The organism is Paraburkholderia graminis C4D1M (assembly GCF_000172415.1).
GTDB lineage: Bacteria > Pseudomonadota > Gammaproteobacteria > Burkholderiales > Burkholderiaceae > Paraburkholderia > Paraburkholderia graminis.
In genome coordinates this window covers 1-16,624 of the sequence record NZ_ABLD01000028.1, presented here as the reverse complement: position 1 = coordinate 16,624, position 16,624 = coordinate 1, and the positions used below count along the sequence as shown (strand labels likewise).

Annotated in this window: 13 protein-coding genes and 1 pseudogene; 7 read left to right on the top strand and 7 right to left on the bottom strand. The window is 64.4% G+C overall.

Going from position 1 to position 16,624, the window contains the following annotated elements; all coding sequences use genetic code 11:
• Positions 1-9: 9 nt before the first annotated feature.
• The 3 genes from BGRAMDRAFT_RS28705 to BGRAMDRAFT_RS28695 are packed head-to-tail and all read right to left on the bottom strand — an operon-like array spanning position 10 to position 2,949.
• Positions 10-1,059 carry a Gfo/Idh/MocA family oxidoreductase gene (locus BGRAMDRAFT_RS28705; RefSeq protein WP_006052401.1) on the bottom strand — a complete coding sequence of 350 codons (1,050 nt, stop codon included), beginning with the start codon at positions 1,057-1,059 and terminating at the stop codon, positions 10-12.
• Complete coding sequence (gene iolG, locus BGRAMDRAFT_RS28700; RefSeq protein ID WP_006052400.1) at positions 1,056-2,075, bottom strand: inositol 2-dehydrogenase; 1,020 nt, start codon at positions 2,073-2,075, stop codon at positions 1,056-1,058. Before iolG ends, BGRAMDRAFT_RS28705 begins: the two co-directional genes overlap by 4 nt.
• Positions 2,068-2,949 (bottom strand): MurR/RpiR family transcriptional regulator, encoded by an 882-nt coding sequence (locus tag BGRAMDRAFT_RS28695; RefSeq protein ID WP_029967682.1) that lies wholly within the window; start codon positions 2,947-2,949, stop codon positions 2,068-2,070. Before BGRAMDRAFT_RS28695 ends, iolG begins: the two co-directional genes overlap by 8 nt.
• A 242-nt stretch (positions 2,950-3,191) precedes the next feature.
• On the opposite strand from BGRAMDRAFT_RS28695, the gene BGRAMDRAFT_RS28690 reads away from it, so the two are divergent.
• The 7 genes from BGRAMDRAFT_RS28690 to iolB all read left to right on the top strand — a co-directional run bounded on the left by BGRAMDRAFT_RS28690 (position 3,192) and on the right by iolB (position 12,278).
• Entirely contained in the window at positions 3,192-4,238 is a 1,047-nt protein-coding gene (locus BGRAMDRAFT_RS28690) for a sugar ABC transporter substrate-binding protein (RefSeq protein WP_006052398.1), read from the top strand.
• 140 nt (positions 4,239-4,378) lie between these two features.
• Complete coding sequence (locus BGRAMDRAFT_RS28685; RefSeq protein WP_006052397.1) at positions 4,379-5,560, top strand: ABC transporter permease; 1,182 nt, start codon at positions 4,379-4,381, stop codon at positions 5,558-5,560.
• A 13-nt stretch (positions 5,561-5,573) separates the two neighbouring features.
• Positions 5,574-6,416: an ATP-binding cassette domain-containing protein gene (locus tag BGRAMDRAFT_RS28680; protein WP_006052396.1), complete on the top strand. Its 843-nt coding sequence runs from the start codon at positions 5,574-5,576 to the stop codon at positions 6,414-6,416.
• 63 nt (positions 6,417-6,479) lie between these two features.
• The gene (locus BGRAMDRAFT_RS28675; RefSeq protein ID WP_006052395.1) at positions 6,480-8,549 is read left to right on the top strand and encodes a bifunctional 5-dehydro-2-deoxygluconokinase/5-dehydro-2-deoxyphosphogluconate aldolase; all 2,070 of its coding nucleotides are present in this window, start codon (positions 6,480-6,482) and stop codon (positions 8,547-8,549) included.
• Positions 8,546-10,573, top strand: coding sequence for a 3D-(3,5/4)-trihydroxycyclohexane-1,2-dione acylhydrolase (decyclizing) (gene iolD / locus BGRAMDRAFT_RS28670; RefSeq protein ID WP_006052394.1), 2,028 nt, complete (start codon positions 8,546-8,548; stop codon positions 10,571-10,573). The genes BGRAMDRAFT_RS28675 and iolD overlap by 4 nt, the downstream gene beginning before the upstream one ends.
• The gene (gene iolE / locus BGRAMDRAFT_RS28665) at positions 10,570-11,481 is read left to right on the top strand and encodes a myo-inosose-2 dehydratase (RefSeq protein WP_006052393.1); all 912 of its coding nucleotides are present in this window, start codon (positions 10,570-10,572) and stop codon (positions 11,479-11,481) included. The genes iolD and iolE overlap by 4 nt, the downstream gene beginning before the upstream one ends.
• Positions 11,478-12,278, top strand: coding sequence for a 5-deoxy-glucuronate isomerase (gene iolB / locus BGRAMDRAFT_RS28660; protein ID WP_006052392.1), 801 nt, complete (start codon positions 11,478-11,480; stop codon positions 12,276-12,278). Before iolE ends, iolB begins: the two co-directional genes overlap by 4 nt.
• A gap of 36 nt (positions 12,279-12,314) precedes the next feature.
• Here iolB and BGRAMDRAFT_RS28655 read toward each other — a convergent pair whose 3' ends face one another.
• The 4 genes and pseudogenes from BGRAMDRAFT_RS28655 to BGRAMDRAFT_RS35705 form a co-directional block, all read right to left on the bottom strand.
• Positions 12,315-14,579 carry a hypothetical protein gene (locus tag BGRAMDRAFT_RS28655; protein WP_006052391.1) on the bottom strand — a complete coding sequence of 755 codons (2,265 nt, stop codon included), beginning with the start codon at positions 14,577-14,579 and terminating at the stop codon, positions 12,315-12,317.
• Positions 14,580-14,849: 270 nt separating this feature from the next.
• Complete coding sequence (locus tag BGRAMDRAFT_RS28650) at positions 14,850-15,572, bottom strand: ABC transporter ATP-binding protein (protein ID WP_006052390.1); 723 nt, start codon at positions 15,570-15,572, stop codon at positions 14,850-14,852.
• A complete protein-coding gene (locus tag BGRAMDRAFT_RS28645; RefSeq protein ID WP_006052389.1) occupies positions 15,569-16,321 on the bottom strand; it encodes an ABC transporter ATP-binding protein in 753 nt (250 codons plus the stop codon). Before BGRAMDRAFT_RS28645 ends, BGRAMDRAFT_RS28650 begins: the two co-directional genes overlap by 4 nt.
• A pseudogene (locus BGRAMDRAFT_RS35705) lies at positions 16,318-16,624 on the bottom strand (branched-chain amino acid ABC transporter permease); the annotation flags it as partial. The pseudogene BGRAMDRAFT_RS35705 and the gene BGRAMDRAFT_RS28645, both read right to left, overlap by 4 nt.

The window sequence follows — 16,624 nt, the reverse complement described above, 5'->3', positions numbered from 1 at the left end:
ATCCCAGCGTTAAAGCGTCACCGCCTGCCCACTCTGCAGCGACTGCCGCAACGCATTGCCGATGCGCGTCGCCTCGAGCGCGTCGGCAAGCGTTGCGCCCGCTTGCGCCTCCGAGCCCGCCCCGCCCTGCACCGCCGCGACAAACGCGCGCGCCTCGTGCAAAAACGCGTCTTCGAAACGGTCGAAGAAGCTCGGCGTGCACTCGTTGCGAATCCCGCTCGCGTCATAAATCTCCACGCGATTCGCGCGCGGATTGCGTCCGACCGCGAGCGCGCCGGCCGTGCCGATCACTTCGCTATGCGTGTCGTTGCCGTGCGCCTGGGTGCGCGACGCGTAGAACATCGCGAGCTTGCCGCCCTCGAATTCGCAGATCGCGACGCCGTTGTCGACGTCGCCGAATTCGCGCAGCCCCTCATGCAACGCGACCGCGCCCGCCGCGAACACGCGCGTCGCGCGCGGCTTGCCGAGCAGCCAGCGCGCGACGTCGATATCGTGCACCGTGCAGTCGAGAAAGATGCCGCCCGAGGTCGCCGCAAAGCGCACGAAAAAACCGTCGGTATCGTTCTTGTCCGTGGTCTGCGAGCGCACCAGAAACGGCCGGCCTATCGCGCCTGCCGCGATCTTGTCGAATGCATCCTTGTAGCTCGGATCGAAGCGCCGCATGAAACCGATCGTCGCCTGAAGATGCGGAAAGCGCGCGGCCTCGGCCAGCACGCGCTCGCATTCGGCGAGATCGAGCGACAACGGTTTCTCGCAGAACACGTGCTTGCCCGCGCGCAATGCGTCCACGATCTGTTGCGCGTGCAACGACGACGGCGTGACGAGCCACACGGCATCCACTTCGCTATCGTCGAGCAGCTTCGCGTAATCGTCGTAAAGACGCGGCGACGGCAACGTCCCGCGCGCCCATGCCCGCTCCTCTTCCAGCGGACTGCAAGCGGCGACCAGTTCTGCGCCCGGCACGCGATACGCAAGATTCTCCGCATGCCGTTTGCCGAGCCGACCAAGGCCGACCACGCCCAAACGAACGCGCTTGTCATGCGCTGCCGCGGCATTCATCGCGCGGCCTCGCCGAGTTTGACCGCATGGCCTTCGCGCCACGAAAGCGTTGCGGCCTCGGCGAGTTCGAGCGCCTTCACGCCGTCGGCGACGGTCGTGCGCACCGGCTTGCCTTGCGTCACGGCTTCGAAGAAATGCGCGATTTCCAGCGCGTACGCCGCGCGATAACGTTCGAGAAAAAACGCCTCCGGCACGTCGCTCGATACTTCGGTCTTCGAATAAGCGGTGACTTCGGTGGGCCGCACATTGCCCGCTTGCAGCATGCCGCCGCTGCCGAGCACTTCGAAGCGCTGGTCGTAACCATACGCGGCGCGGCGCGCGGTGTTGATCTGGCACAGACGGCCGCGCTTCGTGCGGATCGTCACCGCCGTCGAGTCGATGTCGCCCGCGTTCGCAATCGCCGGATCGGTGAGGCAACTGCCGGTTGCATGCAGCGTGTCGGCTTCGTCATCCAGAATCCAGCGGAAGATATCGAAGTCGTGAATCAGCATGTCCTTGAAGATGCCGCCCGAATGCCGGATGTATTCGACAGGCGGCGGCCCCGGATCGCGGCTCGTCACGACGAGCATTTCCGGCGTGCCGATCTCGCCCGCGTCGAGACGCGCCTTCAGCGCGGAAAACGTCGGGTCGAAGCGGCGCTGAAAGCCGATCATGCAGACCACGCCCGCGCGTTCGACCGCGTCCGCGCAGGCCCGTGCGCGTTCGAGCGTGAGGTCGACGGGCTTCTCGCAGAACACGTGCTTTTTCTGCGCGGCCGACTTCATGATGAGATCGGCGTGCGTATCGGTGCTCGAACAGATCACCGTGGCGCCGACCGAAGCGTCGCCCATTGCGCCGTCGATGTCCGCCACTTGCGCGCCATGCGCGGCTGCGAGCGCCGCGGCCGCTTCGCGATTCACATCGACCACATACTTGAGCCGCACGCCAGGCTGCCGCGCGAGATTGGCTGCGTGAATCTTGCCGATGCGGCCGGCGCCGAACACCGCGACGTCGATCGGTTGTGCTGCGTCAGTCATCGTATCCTCCAGTGTCTTTGGATTCTTCCACGTTCAGTTCGAGCTTGTACGCGAGCGCGATGAAAAGCGCCTGGCACAGGCAGATGGTGCTGGTCAGCGAGCGGAACGCAAACGCGCTGCCCTCTTTCACATACAGTTGAGTGCTCGCGTAACGGGCGAGCGGAGATAGTTGGCTATCCGTAATAACCAGTGTCTTCGCCTGATGATGATGCGCGACGCGCAGGCAATACTGCGTTTCCTTCGCATACGGCGCGAAGCTGATCGCGATCACCACGTCGCCCTTCTTCACGCTGCGAATCTGCTCGCGATACATGCCGCCGAAACCGGACACCAGATGCACGCGCTTGGGCGTGTGCTGCAACGCATAGACGATGTAGCTCGCGACCGGAAACGAGCGCCGCACGCCGATCACATAGATGTTGTCCGCCTGCTGCAGCATTTTCACGGCGGCGTCGAACTGTTTGTCGTCGAGCCCCGCTTCGAGTTCTTCCAGGCCGCCGCGCGACGCCGCGATGAATTCGCGCGCCACCGCGCCGCCCGACAGCGCGCCAGGCTTGTCGTCGATCAGCTTGCGAATGCGCTGCTGATAACTCGGCGACGACGCGCCCTGCCCTGTGTACGCCTGGCGAAACACCGCCTGCAAATCGGAGAAGCCGGAGAAGCCGAAGCGCTGCGCAAAACGCACCACGGCCGACGGATGCACGCCGCAGCTTGCGGCAATATCACTCGTGCGATCGACCATCACGCTCGAACGATGCTGCTCGATATACGTTGCGACGTTCTTCAACTGACGCGGCAACGCTTCGTAGTTTTCCGCGATGCGCTGCATCAATTCTTCGACGCTCGGCAATTCCTCGGTGCTCTCTTCCGCCATGAGTCTCTCTTCGGTGCTTTGTCGCAGTGCGGCAGACGCTTTCGACGCGCGCCGCACGACGTGTTTGACGTTGCCGATTATAGGCAGCGCATCGCATAAATGGAACGTATTTTCCATTTTTATTCACGATGAAATTTCTGTTGCACCACCCTCGAAGATGACCTAATCTTGGTCGTGAGCGATGGCGCTTCGGCGCAGCTGCGTCGCTCCCTCAATAACGACAGACCGAGAAAGGTGGAGACATGAGACTTTGCAAGGGCAAGGCTACGCTCAGGATTCTGGTGACGGCATTGACGTTGGCGACGGGATTCGGCGCGGCCTCGGCCGCCCGCGCGGCTGACGCTCATTTCGTGCTGATCAGCCACGCGCCGGACTCCGATTCCTGGTGGAACACGATCAAGAACGCGATCAAGCAGGCCGACGAGGACTTCAACGTCGAGACCGACTATCGCAATCCGCCGAACGGCGACATCGCCGATATGGCGCGCCTCGTCGAGCAGGCCGCCGCGCGCAACTACGACGGCGTGATCGTCACCATCGCCGATTACGATGTGCTCAAGAGCTCCATCAGCAAGGTGACCGCGAAGAAGATTCCGCTCGTCACGATCAATTCCGGCACCGAGGAACAGAGCGCGCAACTGGGCGCGATCATGCACGTCGGCCAGCCTGAATACGTCGCCGGCAAAGCGGCGGGCGAAAAGGCGAAAGCGGCTGGCGTGAAGTCGTTCGTGTGCGTGAATCACCTCGCGACCAACACCGTTTCGTTCGACCGTTGCCGTGGTTTCGCGGATGCGATCGGCGTCGACTATAAATCGTCCACCATCGATTCCGGCCAGGACCCGACCGAGATCCAGTCGAAGGTCAGCGCCTATTTGCGCAACCATCCGAACACCGGCGCGATTCTCACGCTCGGACCGACGCCCGCGTCGGCCACGCTGAAAGCGGTCCAGCAAATGGGCCTGAACGGCAAGATCTATTTCTGCACGTTCGACTTCTCCGACGACATCGCGAAGGCCATCCAGAACGGCACGATCCAGTTCGCGATCGATCAGCAGCCGTATTTGCAGGGCTATATTCCGGTCGCCGTGCTCGCCATCGTGAAGAAAGAGCACACCACCGACCCCGCGAAAATCCGCCAGATTCTCGAAGCGAATCCGAAGTTCAAGGCGCGGCTCGCGACGTACGGTCTCGCGCCCTCGTATGGACCGAAGAACATTCGTTCGGGCCCGGGCTTCATCACGAAGGAAAACCTCGACAAGGTCATCAAGTACGCAGGGCAGTATCGCTGATTCTTTCTTCTAGCTAGTCACGCGCGCGGCGGGCATCGCTCCCGCCCGGCAGCCTCGCCGCCAGCGCGCATTTCACCGGCTGTCGTTCTCGCAACGCATTCCCGCCTGCCCTAACGCACAGCCGGCTCCAAGGAGACATCATGGGTGTAGCCGGCAAACACTTCCCACCGCACGTCGATCCAAACAGCGCCGCTTCGCATAACGCCGCGCCGCGCCCGGACGCCGAAGCGCGCGCCGGACGCGACGAGCGCGTGCGCAAGGAATCGTGGTTCGGTCATTTGCTGAACCGCCCTGAATTTGCCGCGATTTCCGGCGCGGTACTCGTGTTTCTCGTTTTCGCGCTGACGGCCGGCGGCTCCGGCATGTTCAATCTCGACGGCGTGATGAACTGGTCGCAGGTGTCCGCGTATCTCGGCATCCTCGCGGTCGGCGCATGTCTCTTGATGATCGCGGGCGAGTTCGACCTCTCCATCGGCTCGATGATCGGCTTCGCCGGCATGATGGTCGCGATTCCCAGCGTGTACTTTCACTGGCCGATTTCGCTCTCGATCCTCTTTGCATTCGCCGGCTCGATGCTGCTCGGCGCGCTCAACGGCTATCTCGTGATGCGCACGCGGCTGCCGTCGTTCATCGTCACGCTGGCCTTCCTGTTCATTCTGCGCGGCCTCACGCTCGCGCTGTCGATCATGTTCGCCGACCGCACCATCGTCTCGGGCGTCGGCGACCTCGCGCAGCAGGACTGGCTCGCCAACACGCTCTTTCACGGCGTCGCGCTCAATGGCCTCTTCACGATGCTCGCGCACCACGGCATCGGCACGCTGCTCGATAACGGTCATGCGCTGGTGCCTGGCATTCCGAAGGTGATTCTGTGGTGGTTCGGCCTCGCCGCAATCTGCGCATTCGTTCTGGCAAAGACGCGCGCCGGCAACTGGATTCTCGCCGTCGGCGGCGATGCGAATGCTGCCAAGAACGTGGGCATTCCCGTGCGTCGCGTGAAGATTCTGCTGTTCGTGCTGACCGCATTCTGCTCGTGCCTGTTCGCGGTGCTGCAAGTGTGCGACATCGGCTCGGCGGCGGCGGATCGCGGCTTGCAGAAGGAATTCGAAGCGATCATCGCGGCGGTGATCGGCGGAACGTTGTTGACGGGCGGCTATGGGTCCGTGGTCGGCGCCTGCTTCGGCGCGTTGATCTTCGGCGTCGTGCAGATCGGCATCACCTATACGAACGTGAGTTCCGACTGGTTCCGGGTGTTTCTCGGCGTGATGCTGCTGATCGCGGTGCTGTTCAATCACTACGTGCGCCGTCGCGTGTCGCAATCGTAACGAGGAGACGAACATGTCGGATACGAACCCTGTGACTCACGAAGCGCCGGTGGCAACCGCCGCCGCGCCGCAAGACGACGTGATCCTCGCGCTCGAAAACGTCAACAAGTACTTCGGCAAGGTGATCGCGCTAAGCGGCGTCACGTTGCGCCTGAAGCGCGGCGAAGTGCACTGCCTGCTCGGCGACAACGGCGCAGGCAAGTCCACGCTCATCAAGACGCTGGCCGGCGTGCATCAGCCGTCGTCGGGCCAGTATCTGGTCGACGGCAAGCCGGTTTTGTTCGAGTCGCCGAAAGACGCGCTCGATCTGGGCATCGCCACCGTCTATCAGGATCTCGCGCTCGTACCGCTGCTTTCCGTCGCGCGCAATTTCTTCATGGGACGCGAGCCGCAAAAGAAACTGTTCGGGTTCCTGAACGTGATGGACCTCGAAACCAGCGCGACCACCGCACGCGACAAGCTCGCGGAAATGGGCATCAACGTGCGCGATCCGCATCAGCCGATCGGCACGATGTCGGGCGGCGAGAAACAGTGTCTGGCGATTGCGCGCGCGATTCACTTCGGCGCACGCGTGCTGATTCTCGACGAACCGACCGCCGCGCTCGGCGTGAAGCAGAGCTTCAACGTGCTGAAGCTGATTCACAAGGCGCGCGCGAAAGGCATCTCGGTGATCTTCATCACGCACAACGTGCATCACGCGTATCCGATCGGCGACTCGTTCACGCTGCTCAATCGCGGCAAATCGCTCGGCACCTTCACGAAGGAAACCATCAGCAAGGACGAAGTGCTCGACATGATGGCGGGCGGCGCCGAGATGCAGAAGATGATCGGCGAACTCGAAGGCGCAACGATCTGATTCATTCGCGCGGCAGGCGCAGCGATGAAACCGCTTGCCGTGCTCCGTCATTCAGGGACATTCATGGCTCATTCCAGTACATTCGGCGGCACACCGGCACAGACCTCGGGCGAAACCGCGGGCATGTCCGGCGCGAACGCCGGCAGCCGCTTCGCGCCGGAGCGCAGCCGCGACATCGTGTGCCTTGGCCGCCTCGCCGTCGATCTCTACGCGCAGCAGGTCGGCGCGCGCCTTGAGGACGTGTCGAGCTTCGCGAAGTATCTCGGCGGATCGTCGGCGAATATTGCGTTCGGCTGCGCGCGGCTCGGACTTTCCGCGGCGATGCTCGCGCGCGTCGGCAACGATCACATGGGCCGCTTTCTCACGGAGACGTTGACGAAGGAAGGCTGCGACGTCAGCCACGTGCGCGTCGATCAGGAACGCTTGACCGCGCTCGTGCTGCTCGGCCTGAAAGACCGCGACACGTTCCCGCTGATTTTCTATCGCGAGAATTGCGCGGACATGGCCGTTGACGAAGCGGATTTCGATGAAGCGTTTATCGCGTCGTCGAAAGCGCTGCTGATTACCGGCACGCACTTTTCCACCGAGCAGGTGAACCGCACGAGCCGCCGCGCGCTTGACTACGCGCGCCGCAACCAGGTGCGTACCGTGCTCGACATCGACTATCGTCCGGTGCTGTGGGGTCTCACGGGCAAGGCGGACGGCGAAACGCGCTTTGTCGCGAGCGAAGGCGTCACCGCGCATTTGCAGCGCATCTTGCCGTTGTTCGATCTCGTGATCGGCACCGAAGAAGAGTTTCGCATCGCAGGCGGCAAGAGCGAACTTGTCGACGCACTCGCGATGGTGCGCGCGGTAACGCCCGCCACGCTCGTGCTCAAGCGCGGGCCGCTGGGCTGCCAGATTATCGACGGCAAAGTGCCCGCCTCGCTCGACGACGTGCCGGTTCACGGCGGCGTGGAAGTGGAAGTGCTGAACGTGCTCGGCGCGGGCGACGCGTTCGCCTCCGGCTTTCTCTCAGGATGGTTGCGCGATCAACCGCTCGAAGCATGCGCGCGCGCCGCGAACGCGAGCGGCGCCCTGGTGGTCTCGCGCCACGCTTGCGCACCGGCCATGCCGACGCCCGCCGAACTCGACTACTTCCTGCGCGAGGCGAAAGCCGACCCCGAGCGCATGCGCCGCCCCGACCGTGACGCGACGCTCGCGCGCCTGCATCGCGTGACGCCCGCGCGCAAGCAATGGAACGAAGTGCTCGGCTTTGCATTCGATCACCGCAACCAGTTCTTCGAACTCGCGCAGCAGACCGGCGCGAGCGACGCGCGTATCGCGAGGCTCAAGGGCCTGTTCGTCGAGGCGGTCTCGCAGACCGAAAGCGCATTGAGCTTGCAAGGCCGCATCGGCGTGCTGATCGACGATCGTTATGGACAGGACGCGCTGAATGCGGCGACCGGCCGCGGCTGGTGGATCGGCCGCCCCGTCGAGTTGCCGGGCTCGGTGCCGCTCGTGTTCGATCATGGACGCTCCGTGGGCACGACGCTCGTCACGTGGCCGCAAGAGCACGTCGCGAAGTGCCTCGTGCAATTCCATCCCGACGAGCCGATCGAACAGCGTCTCGAACAGGAAGCGCAATTGCGCGCGCTCTACGATGCAACGCAGGCAAGCGGCCACGAGTTGCTGCTCGAAGTGATTCCGCCGAAGCACCCGAACTTGCCGCAAGGACCGAACGTGGTGTACCGCGCGTTAAAGCGGCTTTACAACATCGGCATCTATCCCGAGTGGTGGAAGCTTGAACCGATGGACGCCGCGCAGTGGCGCAACGTCGATGCGTTAATCGCCGAACGCGATCCGTATTGCCGCGGCGTCGTGCTGCTCGGTTTGTCGGCGGGCGTCGAGCAGTTGAACGATGGCTTTCGCGCGGCGGCGCGCTCGTCGACGTGCCGCGGCTTCACGGTGGGCCGCACGATCTTTCACGAGCCGAGCCATGCGTGGCTTGCCGGTGAAATCGGCGACGACGAACTGATCGCGCGCGTGCGCCGCATCTTCGAAACGCTGATCGCATCGTGGCGCGCGGCGCGTGAATCCGTGGCCGGCGAACCCGACGCGAAGACGCATGTTCATCAGGAGCAGGCCGCATGAATCAGCGCATGATGGATCACAAACGCGAGCAGGAACATGAGCACGGCCACGCGGCATCCGTGGGCGGCGCGGTGCGGGAAGGCACGATTCGCCTGACCACCGCGCAAGCGCTCGTGCGTTATCTCGCCGCGCAACGCGTCGCGACCGAAGACGGTCTCGGCACCGAGCCGCTCTTTGGCGGCGTGTTCGCGATCTTCGGTCACGGCAACGTCGCGGGCATGGGCGAGGCGTTGTATCAGCATCGCGACGAATTGCCCACGCTGCGCGCGCATAACGAACAGGCGATGGCGCATAGCGCGATTGCGTACGCGAAGGTGCATTTCCGCCGCCGCATGATGGCGGTCACGACTTCGATCGGACCGGGCGCGACGAATCTGCTCACTGCCGCGGCGCTCGCGCATGTGAACCGTTTGCCGGTGCTGCTGTTGCCGGGCGACATTTTCGTGTCGCGCGCGCCGGACCCGGTTTTGCAGCAGGTCGAAGACTTCCACGACGGTGGCGTGTCCGCCAACGATGCGTTCAAACCCGTGTCGCGTTACTTCGATCGCATCGTGCATCCGGCGCAATTGTTGAGTGCGTTGCCGCGCGCGCTGCGCGTGCTCACCGACGCCGCGTCCTGCGGGCCCGTCACGCTCGCCTTGCCGCAAGATGTTCAGGCGCAGGCGTGGGACTTCCCCGCCGGTTTCTTCGCGCCGCGCGTCGTGACGTTTTATGCGCCGGCGCCGCGCGTCGATGAAATCGAGCGGGCAATCGAGCGCTTGCGGCGCGCGCAGAGGCCGCTGATCGTCGCGGGCGGCGGCGTGCTGTACGGCCGCGCGACTGACGCGCTGCAACGGTTTGCGGCCGCGCACGGCATTCCGGTTGCGGAGACGCAGGCGGGCAAGGGTTCGCTCGCATGGGACGATCCATTGAACGTTGGCGCGCTCGGCGTGACCGGCTCGCCCGCCGCGAACGCACTCGCGCGCGACGCCGACTGTGTGCTCGCGCTCGGCACGCGTTTGCAGGACTTCACGACCGGCTCGAACACGCTCTTCACGCAGGCGGACGTGATCGGCATCAATGCGAATGCATTCGACGGCCTCAAGCATCGCGCGCAAGTGGTGGAAGCGGACGCGCGTCTCGCACTCGATGCGCTCGATGCGCTCGATGGGCCTGGCTCACGCCTGCAAGACTGGCATGCGGACCGCGCGTGGACCGCTCGCGCGCAGCAGCTCGCGGCAAGCTGGCGCGACACCGTACATACGCTCACGCACGCGCCGCAGCGCGACGCCGTGCTGCCTTACGAGGGCGATGTGATCGGCGCCGTGCAGCGTTCGAGCGCGAACTCGCCGGCCAACGACATCGTCGTATGCGCGGCGGGCACCTTGCCCGCCGAATTGCACAAGCTGTGGCGCGCGGCGACGCCGGGCGCGTATCACGTCGAATACGGCTACTCGTGCATGGGCTATGAAATCGCCGGCGGGCTCGGTGCGAAGCTCGCGCGTCCCGAGCGCGAAGTGATCGTGATGGTCGGCGACGGCAGCTATCTGATGATGAACAGCGAGATCGCGACTTCCGTGATGCTCGGCGCGAAACTGATTGTCGTGGTGCTCGACAATCGCGGCTACGGCTGCATCAATCGCCTGCAGCAGGCATGCGGCGGTGCGCCGTTCAACAACCTGCTCGACGACTGCAAGCAGGGGCCGCTTGGCGCGCCGCGCATCGACTTCGCCGCGCATGCGCGTGCGCTCGGCGCGCATGCCGAGCATGCGGCGAACGTCGCGGAACTCGAAGCCGCGCTGCAACGTGCGCGCGCCGCGGATCGCACATACGTCATTAGCATCGACACCGACCCGGCTCGCACGACGACCGACGGCGGCTGGTGGTGGGAAGTCGCGGTGCCCGAAGTATCGTCGCGGGCAAGCGTGCGCGACGCGCGAGCGAATTACGATGCGCAGATTGCGGCACGCGGAAAACCATCCGGCGTTGCAGAGCACAGCAGCGAAACGGACAACGACGTCAACGACCGAGGATCGCTCGCATGACAGCTTTCAACGTACGCATCGGCATCAATCCGTTGTCGTGGATGAACGACGACCTGCCCTCGCTCGGCGGCGAAACGCCGCTCGAGGTCGCGCTGACCGAAGGCCGGCAGATCGGCTATCAGGGCTTCGAACTCGGCAACAAATTCCCGCGCGAACCGCAGGCATTGAAGACGCTGCTCGCGCAATACGATCTCGCGCTGGTGTCGGGATGGTATTCGGGGCGTCTCGCGCGCGGCAGCGTCGAAGAGGAAATCGCGGCGGTCGGCCCGCATCTCGACCTGCTTGCGCAAAATGGCGCGACCGTCATGGTGTATGGCGAAGTGGCCGATTCGATTCAGGGCGCGCCGAAGCCGCTGTATCAGAGGCCGCGTTTTTTCGGCGACGCGCAATGGGCCGCATATGCCGCGCGCGTCGATGAATTCGCACGCTATACGCTAAGCCGCGGCGTGCGGCTTGCTTACCATCATCACATGGGCGCGTACGTCGAAACGCCCGCCGACGTCGACCAGTTGATGTCGCGCACGAGCGACGCAGTCGGCCTGCTGTTCGACGCGGGACACATCACGTTTGCAGGCGGCGATCCGCTCGCCGTGCTCGACAAGCACATCGGCCGCGTTTGCCATGTGCACTGCAAGGATGTGCGCCCCACCGTGATGAAGCTCGCGCGCAATCGCAACTGGAGTTTTCTCGATGCGGTGATCGCGGGCGCGTTCACGGTGCCCGGCGACGGCGCCGTCGATTTTCCGTCGATCATCGCGCGTCTGAAGCGGCACGGCTATTGCGGCTGGCTGGTGGTCGAAGCAGAACAGGACCCGGTCGTCGCGCCGTCGTTCGAGTACGCGCAAAAAGGCTTCAATACATTGCGTGCATTGGTCGATGCGCCGCTCGACACGCAGGAGGCAGCATGAGTCTGTTAGTGAAGGCCGAGCGCGAAGGCCAGACAATCGCGCGAGTGACACCTCAGTCGGCGTGCTGGCGCTATGTCGGCTTCGCCGCTTATCGTCTCGGCACGAGTGAAGTCGTGCATGTGTTCGAGCCGTCGCGCGAAGTGTGCATCGTCGTGCTTACGGGCGCGGTCGACATCGAAACGCAGCACGCGAAGTGGAGTTCGCTCGGTTCGCGCGACAGCGTGTTCGAAGATGCCGCGCCCTATGCGGTGTATTTGCCGCCAGGCGTGCGCGCCGCCGTGCGTGCATGCCGCGATGCGGAGATCGGCGTGGCGAGCGCGCCTGCAAAAGGCGAGTTGCCCGCGCGCCTGATCGAGCCGTCTTCGATGAAACGCTCCACGCGCGGCAAAAGCCTCAATACGCGTTACGTCTGCGATATTCTTCCGCAGACCGAACCCGCCGAGTCGCTGCTGGTGGTCGAGGTGAGAACGCCGGGCGGCCACGCGTCGAGCTATCCGCCGCACAAGCACGACACCGACAACGTGCCGCACGAGAGTTCGCTCGAGGAGACGTACTACCATCGGCTGAATCCGCCGCAGGGTTTTGCGTTTCAGCGCGTGTACACAGATATGCGCGACATCGACGAATCGATGGCGGTCGAGAATCACGACGTCGTGATGGTGCCGCGCGGCTATCATCCGGTCGTCGTGCCGTATGGCTACGACTCGTACTATCTGAACGTGATGGCGGGCGCGCAGCGGACGTGGCATTTCCGTAACGATCCGGCGCACGAGTGGATCGTCAACAAGGAAGATTGAATCGTGCGGCAGGCTTCGCGCGAGGCAGGCGCGCTCTTATTTGCCTCGCGCGGCGAGATCCACGCCGAGCGCGCCGTCGGTGCCCATTTTTACCGTGCCCTTCGAAACGTCCCTGCGATAGCCGTATAAATCGAACTTCATCACGCCGGGGTTCGAGCTGTCGCTGATGAAAGTTCGCGCGTTCGTGACGAGCGAGTTGAACATCTTCACGTCGCCCGATTCGATCCATACGTAGCTCTTCGCCGCGTTGACAGGCGGCCGCGCGACGGCAATGCCGGGTTCGCGTTTGAACTTCAGCACGAGGCCCTCGTCCGTGACCGTGGCGCTTGCAAGACGCCCTTGCAAGACCGGCGGTGGAAACACGGTGTACTGATCGAACACGAGCTGGTTGCCTTCGAGCGCGACGCCCTTGCGCGTGAACGGCGTCAACGACGCAAGCGGAATGTCGAGCGCGCGCAGCAGTCCCGCCTGCGGCACGCCAAGCACCTTCACCGACGCCGGCTCGTACACGAGATGCCGCTCGTCTCGCGCGACGATTGTGCCGCTCATCGTCGTCGGCAGCCATACGCCGGGAAAGTGATTCCACAACTTGATGCCGCCCGTGACTTCGAGCTTGCCGTCGACCGGTTTCAGTTGCAGATCGTTGAGCGAGCGCGGCTCGTAATCGAGCAGATAATCGTTGAATAGCGCGGCCATCGCCGGCCAGGGTTCGACTACTTCGCCGCCGATGATGCGTATGTCGTACTGATCGGGATTGTCGAGATCGACCGGTTGGCCAGGCGTCTTCGGGACCATCTGCGCGTCGAGCGAACGCACGTGAAAGCCGATGCGCCCGGCCACGTAGAAGTCGACGTTTTCGACGTGAATCAGCGGGGTGGGACCTGTCGAACGACGCTCGTCGTTGGGTGTGAGCGTTGCAGCGTCCCGGCTGCCGCGAGACAACCCCGTGCGCAGACTGACAGGCATCGCATGCGCGGCCGATGCGCGTTGCACACTCTGCGGCGCACGTTGCCACACGAGCCGCGCCTGCGCCAGCGACGCCTGCTGCGCGCGAATCAGGCTGTCGTTAAAGCGCGCACTCGCGCTGCCGATGCCGATGCCGATCCGCAGCGGCGGCTCTTTTGCCGCGCTCGCGAGCGTCGCGTATGAAGGCAGATGCACGTCGAGCGCGCCGGCTTCGTCGAAAGTGAAATAGCCGGCGGCCATCTGCTCGCGATAGTGGTACAGATCGAGCACGAACGGCGCGCTTCTATCGATGGGCGTCAGCGCCATGTCGATATTCATCGGCATCGAGCGCATGAACTTCACGTCGCCGCCTTGCACCAGCATGCCGCGCGCGGGCATGTTCGCGGGCCAGTCGATGTTGGGCAGCGTGCCGTCGTCCAGCGTGAAGCGCACGCCCGCCGCGCTCGTGTCGATGCGCGTGATGCGCATGCGCAGCGCGGGCGGCGGCATGAGCTTCGCGACCTGCATCACGACGTCGTCGCCGTCGAGCCGCGCAATCGGCGTATCGACTTTCAGCAGATCGGCCATCTTCACATGCGCGGCCTGCATCAACCGGTCGGCGGCCACGCCCGCGACTTCGACGTGATCGGCATGGAACACGAGTTCGTCCGCGCCGCGCATCGCAAGCGATCCGGACAGCACGATCGGCACCCACGTATCGCGATGCATCTCGCCGGTTATGCGCAAGCTGCCGCCGTCTTGCGGCACCACGCGCATATTGCGCAGCGGCGAGCCTTGGTACTGGAACAGATAACGGTCGAAGATCGCCGTGAGCTTTGCGCTGTCGAGCGTGACTTCGCCGCGATGCACGTCGATCGTCACGCTCGTCGGATCGTCGAAAACGATGGGCTCGCCGGCGTGCGTCGGCACAAGTGTTGCCGCCATGTCGCGAATCATGAAGCCGATGTCGCCGGTCACGCGAAAGTCGACATCGCGCGCGAACATCAGCGAGCCGTCGATGCCCGAGTCGCGCAGCGTGAGCGCGCGGCTGCGCTTGATGCTCATGCCGCTCGCCGTGGGCACGCGCGCCGCGATGCTTTGCTCTAACGCGAGTTGTCGGGCCTTGGCGGCTTCGATTGCGGGGCGTGGGGATGAAGCGGGCTGCGCGTGCGGCGCGCTTGCGGTTGCGCTTGGGCTTGCGGTTGCGTTTTGCATGTCCGCGGAAGGCGCAGTGTTTGCGGTTGTCGAATTCGCGTCGGCGCATGCGGACATGGAAAGCGCCGCGGCGAGCAGCGCGATGCTTGCGAGAAGCGGCGCGCGCCAGTCATGCTCGCGTGCCGTGCGTATGTTTTTCATGATGTCTCCTCCTGAAGCGGCGACGCATTTCGACGCATTTCGACGCGCAAATTGCGCGCGCCGACGCCGCGCGGCCTGCAATGATTGTCTTTATTTGTCCGCGCGCTGCCGACAAGATTTCTGGAGGACGCTCACCAAACGATCAAGCGTTTGAATCGCCGCGATCGGTCAGCGCAATGCCTTGCGCGCCGGACCTGAGCGGACTATCGACGATGCGAATTCAAACGCTAATCGCACCGCGGTTTTTTTCAACGCGGCACGGCGCGCGCTTCAACCGACACCGAGCCATTCGCGCATCACGTCGGTGCGCTGCACGAAAGCATCGAGTTCGCCGTCGAACACGATTTCGCCGTGACCCATCACGGCGACGCGGCTCGCAATGTCCCGCGCGATCACGAGGCGCTGTTCGATCAGCAGCATCGCCATGCCGCGCTCGCGCAGCACGCGCAGACATTGCGCGACCTGCTGCATGACGAGGCTCGCAAGACCCTCGCCGGGTTCGTCGATTATGAGTAGATCGGGATCGCCGAGCAGCGCACGCGCGAGCGTCAGCATCTGCTGCTCGCCGCCCGACAGCGCGCCCGCACGCGTGCGCCTGCGCTCGCGCAAGACGGGGAAAAGCGCATACGCATCGTCGATGGAAAAGCGCGGCGCGCGTCCGCGATTTGCACTATTGCCCGGCCCAACCCCCAGTTCGAGATTTTCGCCGACGCTCAACGTCGGAAACACGTCACGATGCTCCGGCACATAGCCGATACCGAGCCGCGCGATTTCAAACGTACGCAGCCCGGCAAGCGAGCGGTCTCTAAAGCGCAATTCGCCGTCGCACTGCACGAGGCCCATGAGCGCCCGCGCGAGCGTCGAGCGTCCCGAGCCGTTGCGGCCGACGAGCGCGAGCACTTCGCCCGCGCCGATCCGCAGGTTCACGCCATGCAATGCCTGGCTCGGACCGTACCATGCGTTGAGTCCGCGAATGTCGAGCAAGGGCGTCATGCGTCGAAACCTTCGCCGAGATACGCGGCGCGCACCGCGGCATCCGCGCGAATCGCCGCGGGCGTGCCGGTCGCGATAATGCGCCCTTGTACAAGTACTGAAATTCGATCGGCGATGGCGAACACCGCGTCCATGTCGTGCTCGACCATTAGCAGCGTGCGGCCCGCGGTGGTCTCGCGAATCAGTTCGATCGCGCGCGCCGCCTCCGCGCGATTCATGCCGGCGGTCGGCTCGTCGAGCAGCAAGGTATGGGCGCCGCCCGCGAGCGCAATGCCGAGATCGAGCGCGCGCTGCTCGGCATAACTGAGCGTCGCGGCCTGCACATGCGCGCGTGCGCCGAGGCCGACCGCGTGCAGCACCTGCGAGGCGCGCGCATCGACCGTGGATGAACCCGCGAAACGCTGCCACCAGCGCAAGCGGTCGCGCTCGGCGAGCAGCGCGGCGCAGCGGAGGTTGTCGAATACGGTCAGGCGCGCGAACACACTCGTGCTCTGAAAACTGCGCGCGAGTCCGCGCCGCGCGATCGCCGCCGGCGCGAGCCGCGTGATCTCCGCGCCGAACAGGTCGATGCGTCCCGCGTTGGGACGCGCGCCACCGGCAATCAGATTGAAGAGCGTGGACTTGCCCGCGCCATTCGGGCCGATCAACGCGTGACGTTCACCTGGTTCGATCGCGAGATTCACGCCGCGCAGAATCTGCGTGGAGCCGAAGCGTTTTGTGACGCCATAGAGCGCGAGTGCCGGGATCATCGTGTGTCTCCGGCGTTGTGCAGCGCGCGGGCATGCGCGGCAAGGCGGGTTTGCGCGCGGCTCGCGGCGAGCGCCGCCAGCGTTCCGCAGGCTGCCAACGCAACAATTGCTACGACGAGCCGCCAGGGTGACGACACGCCAAACGCGATCAGCGAAGACGCTGTGCCGATGCGTAACGCGGCGCCTTCGTCCGCGCCGAATTGCGCCGCGTAGCCCACTGCACCGCGAGCAACGATGGCGGCGCTCCATAGCAGAGCGCCGCTGCGCCTGCCAAGTAAGCAACCATGCACGCGGCCCGGCTTG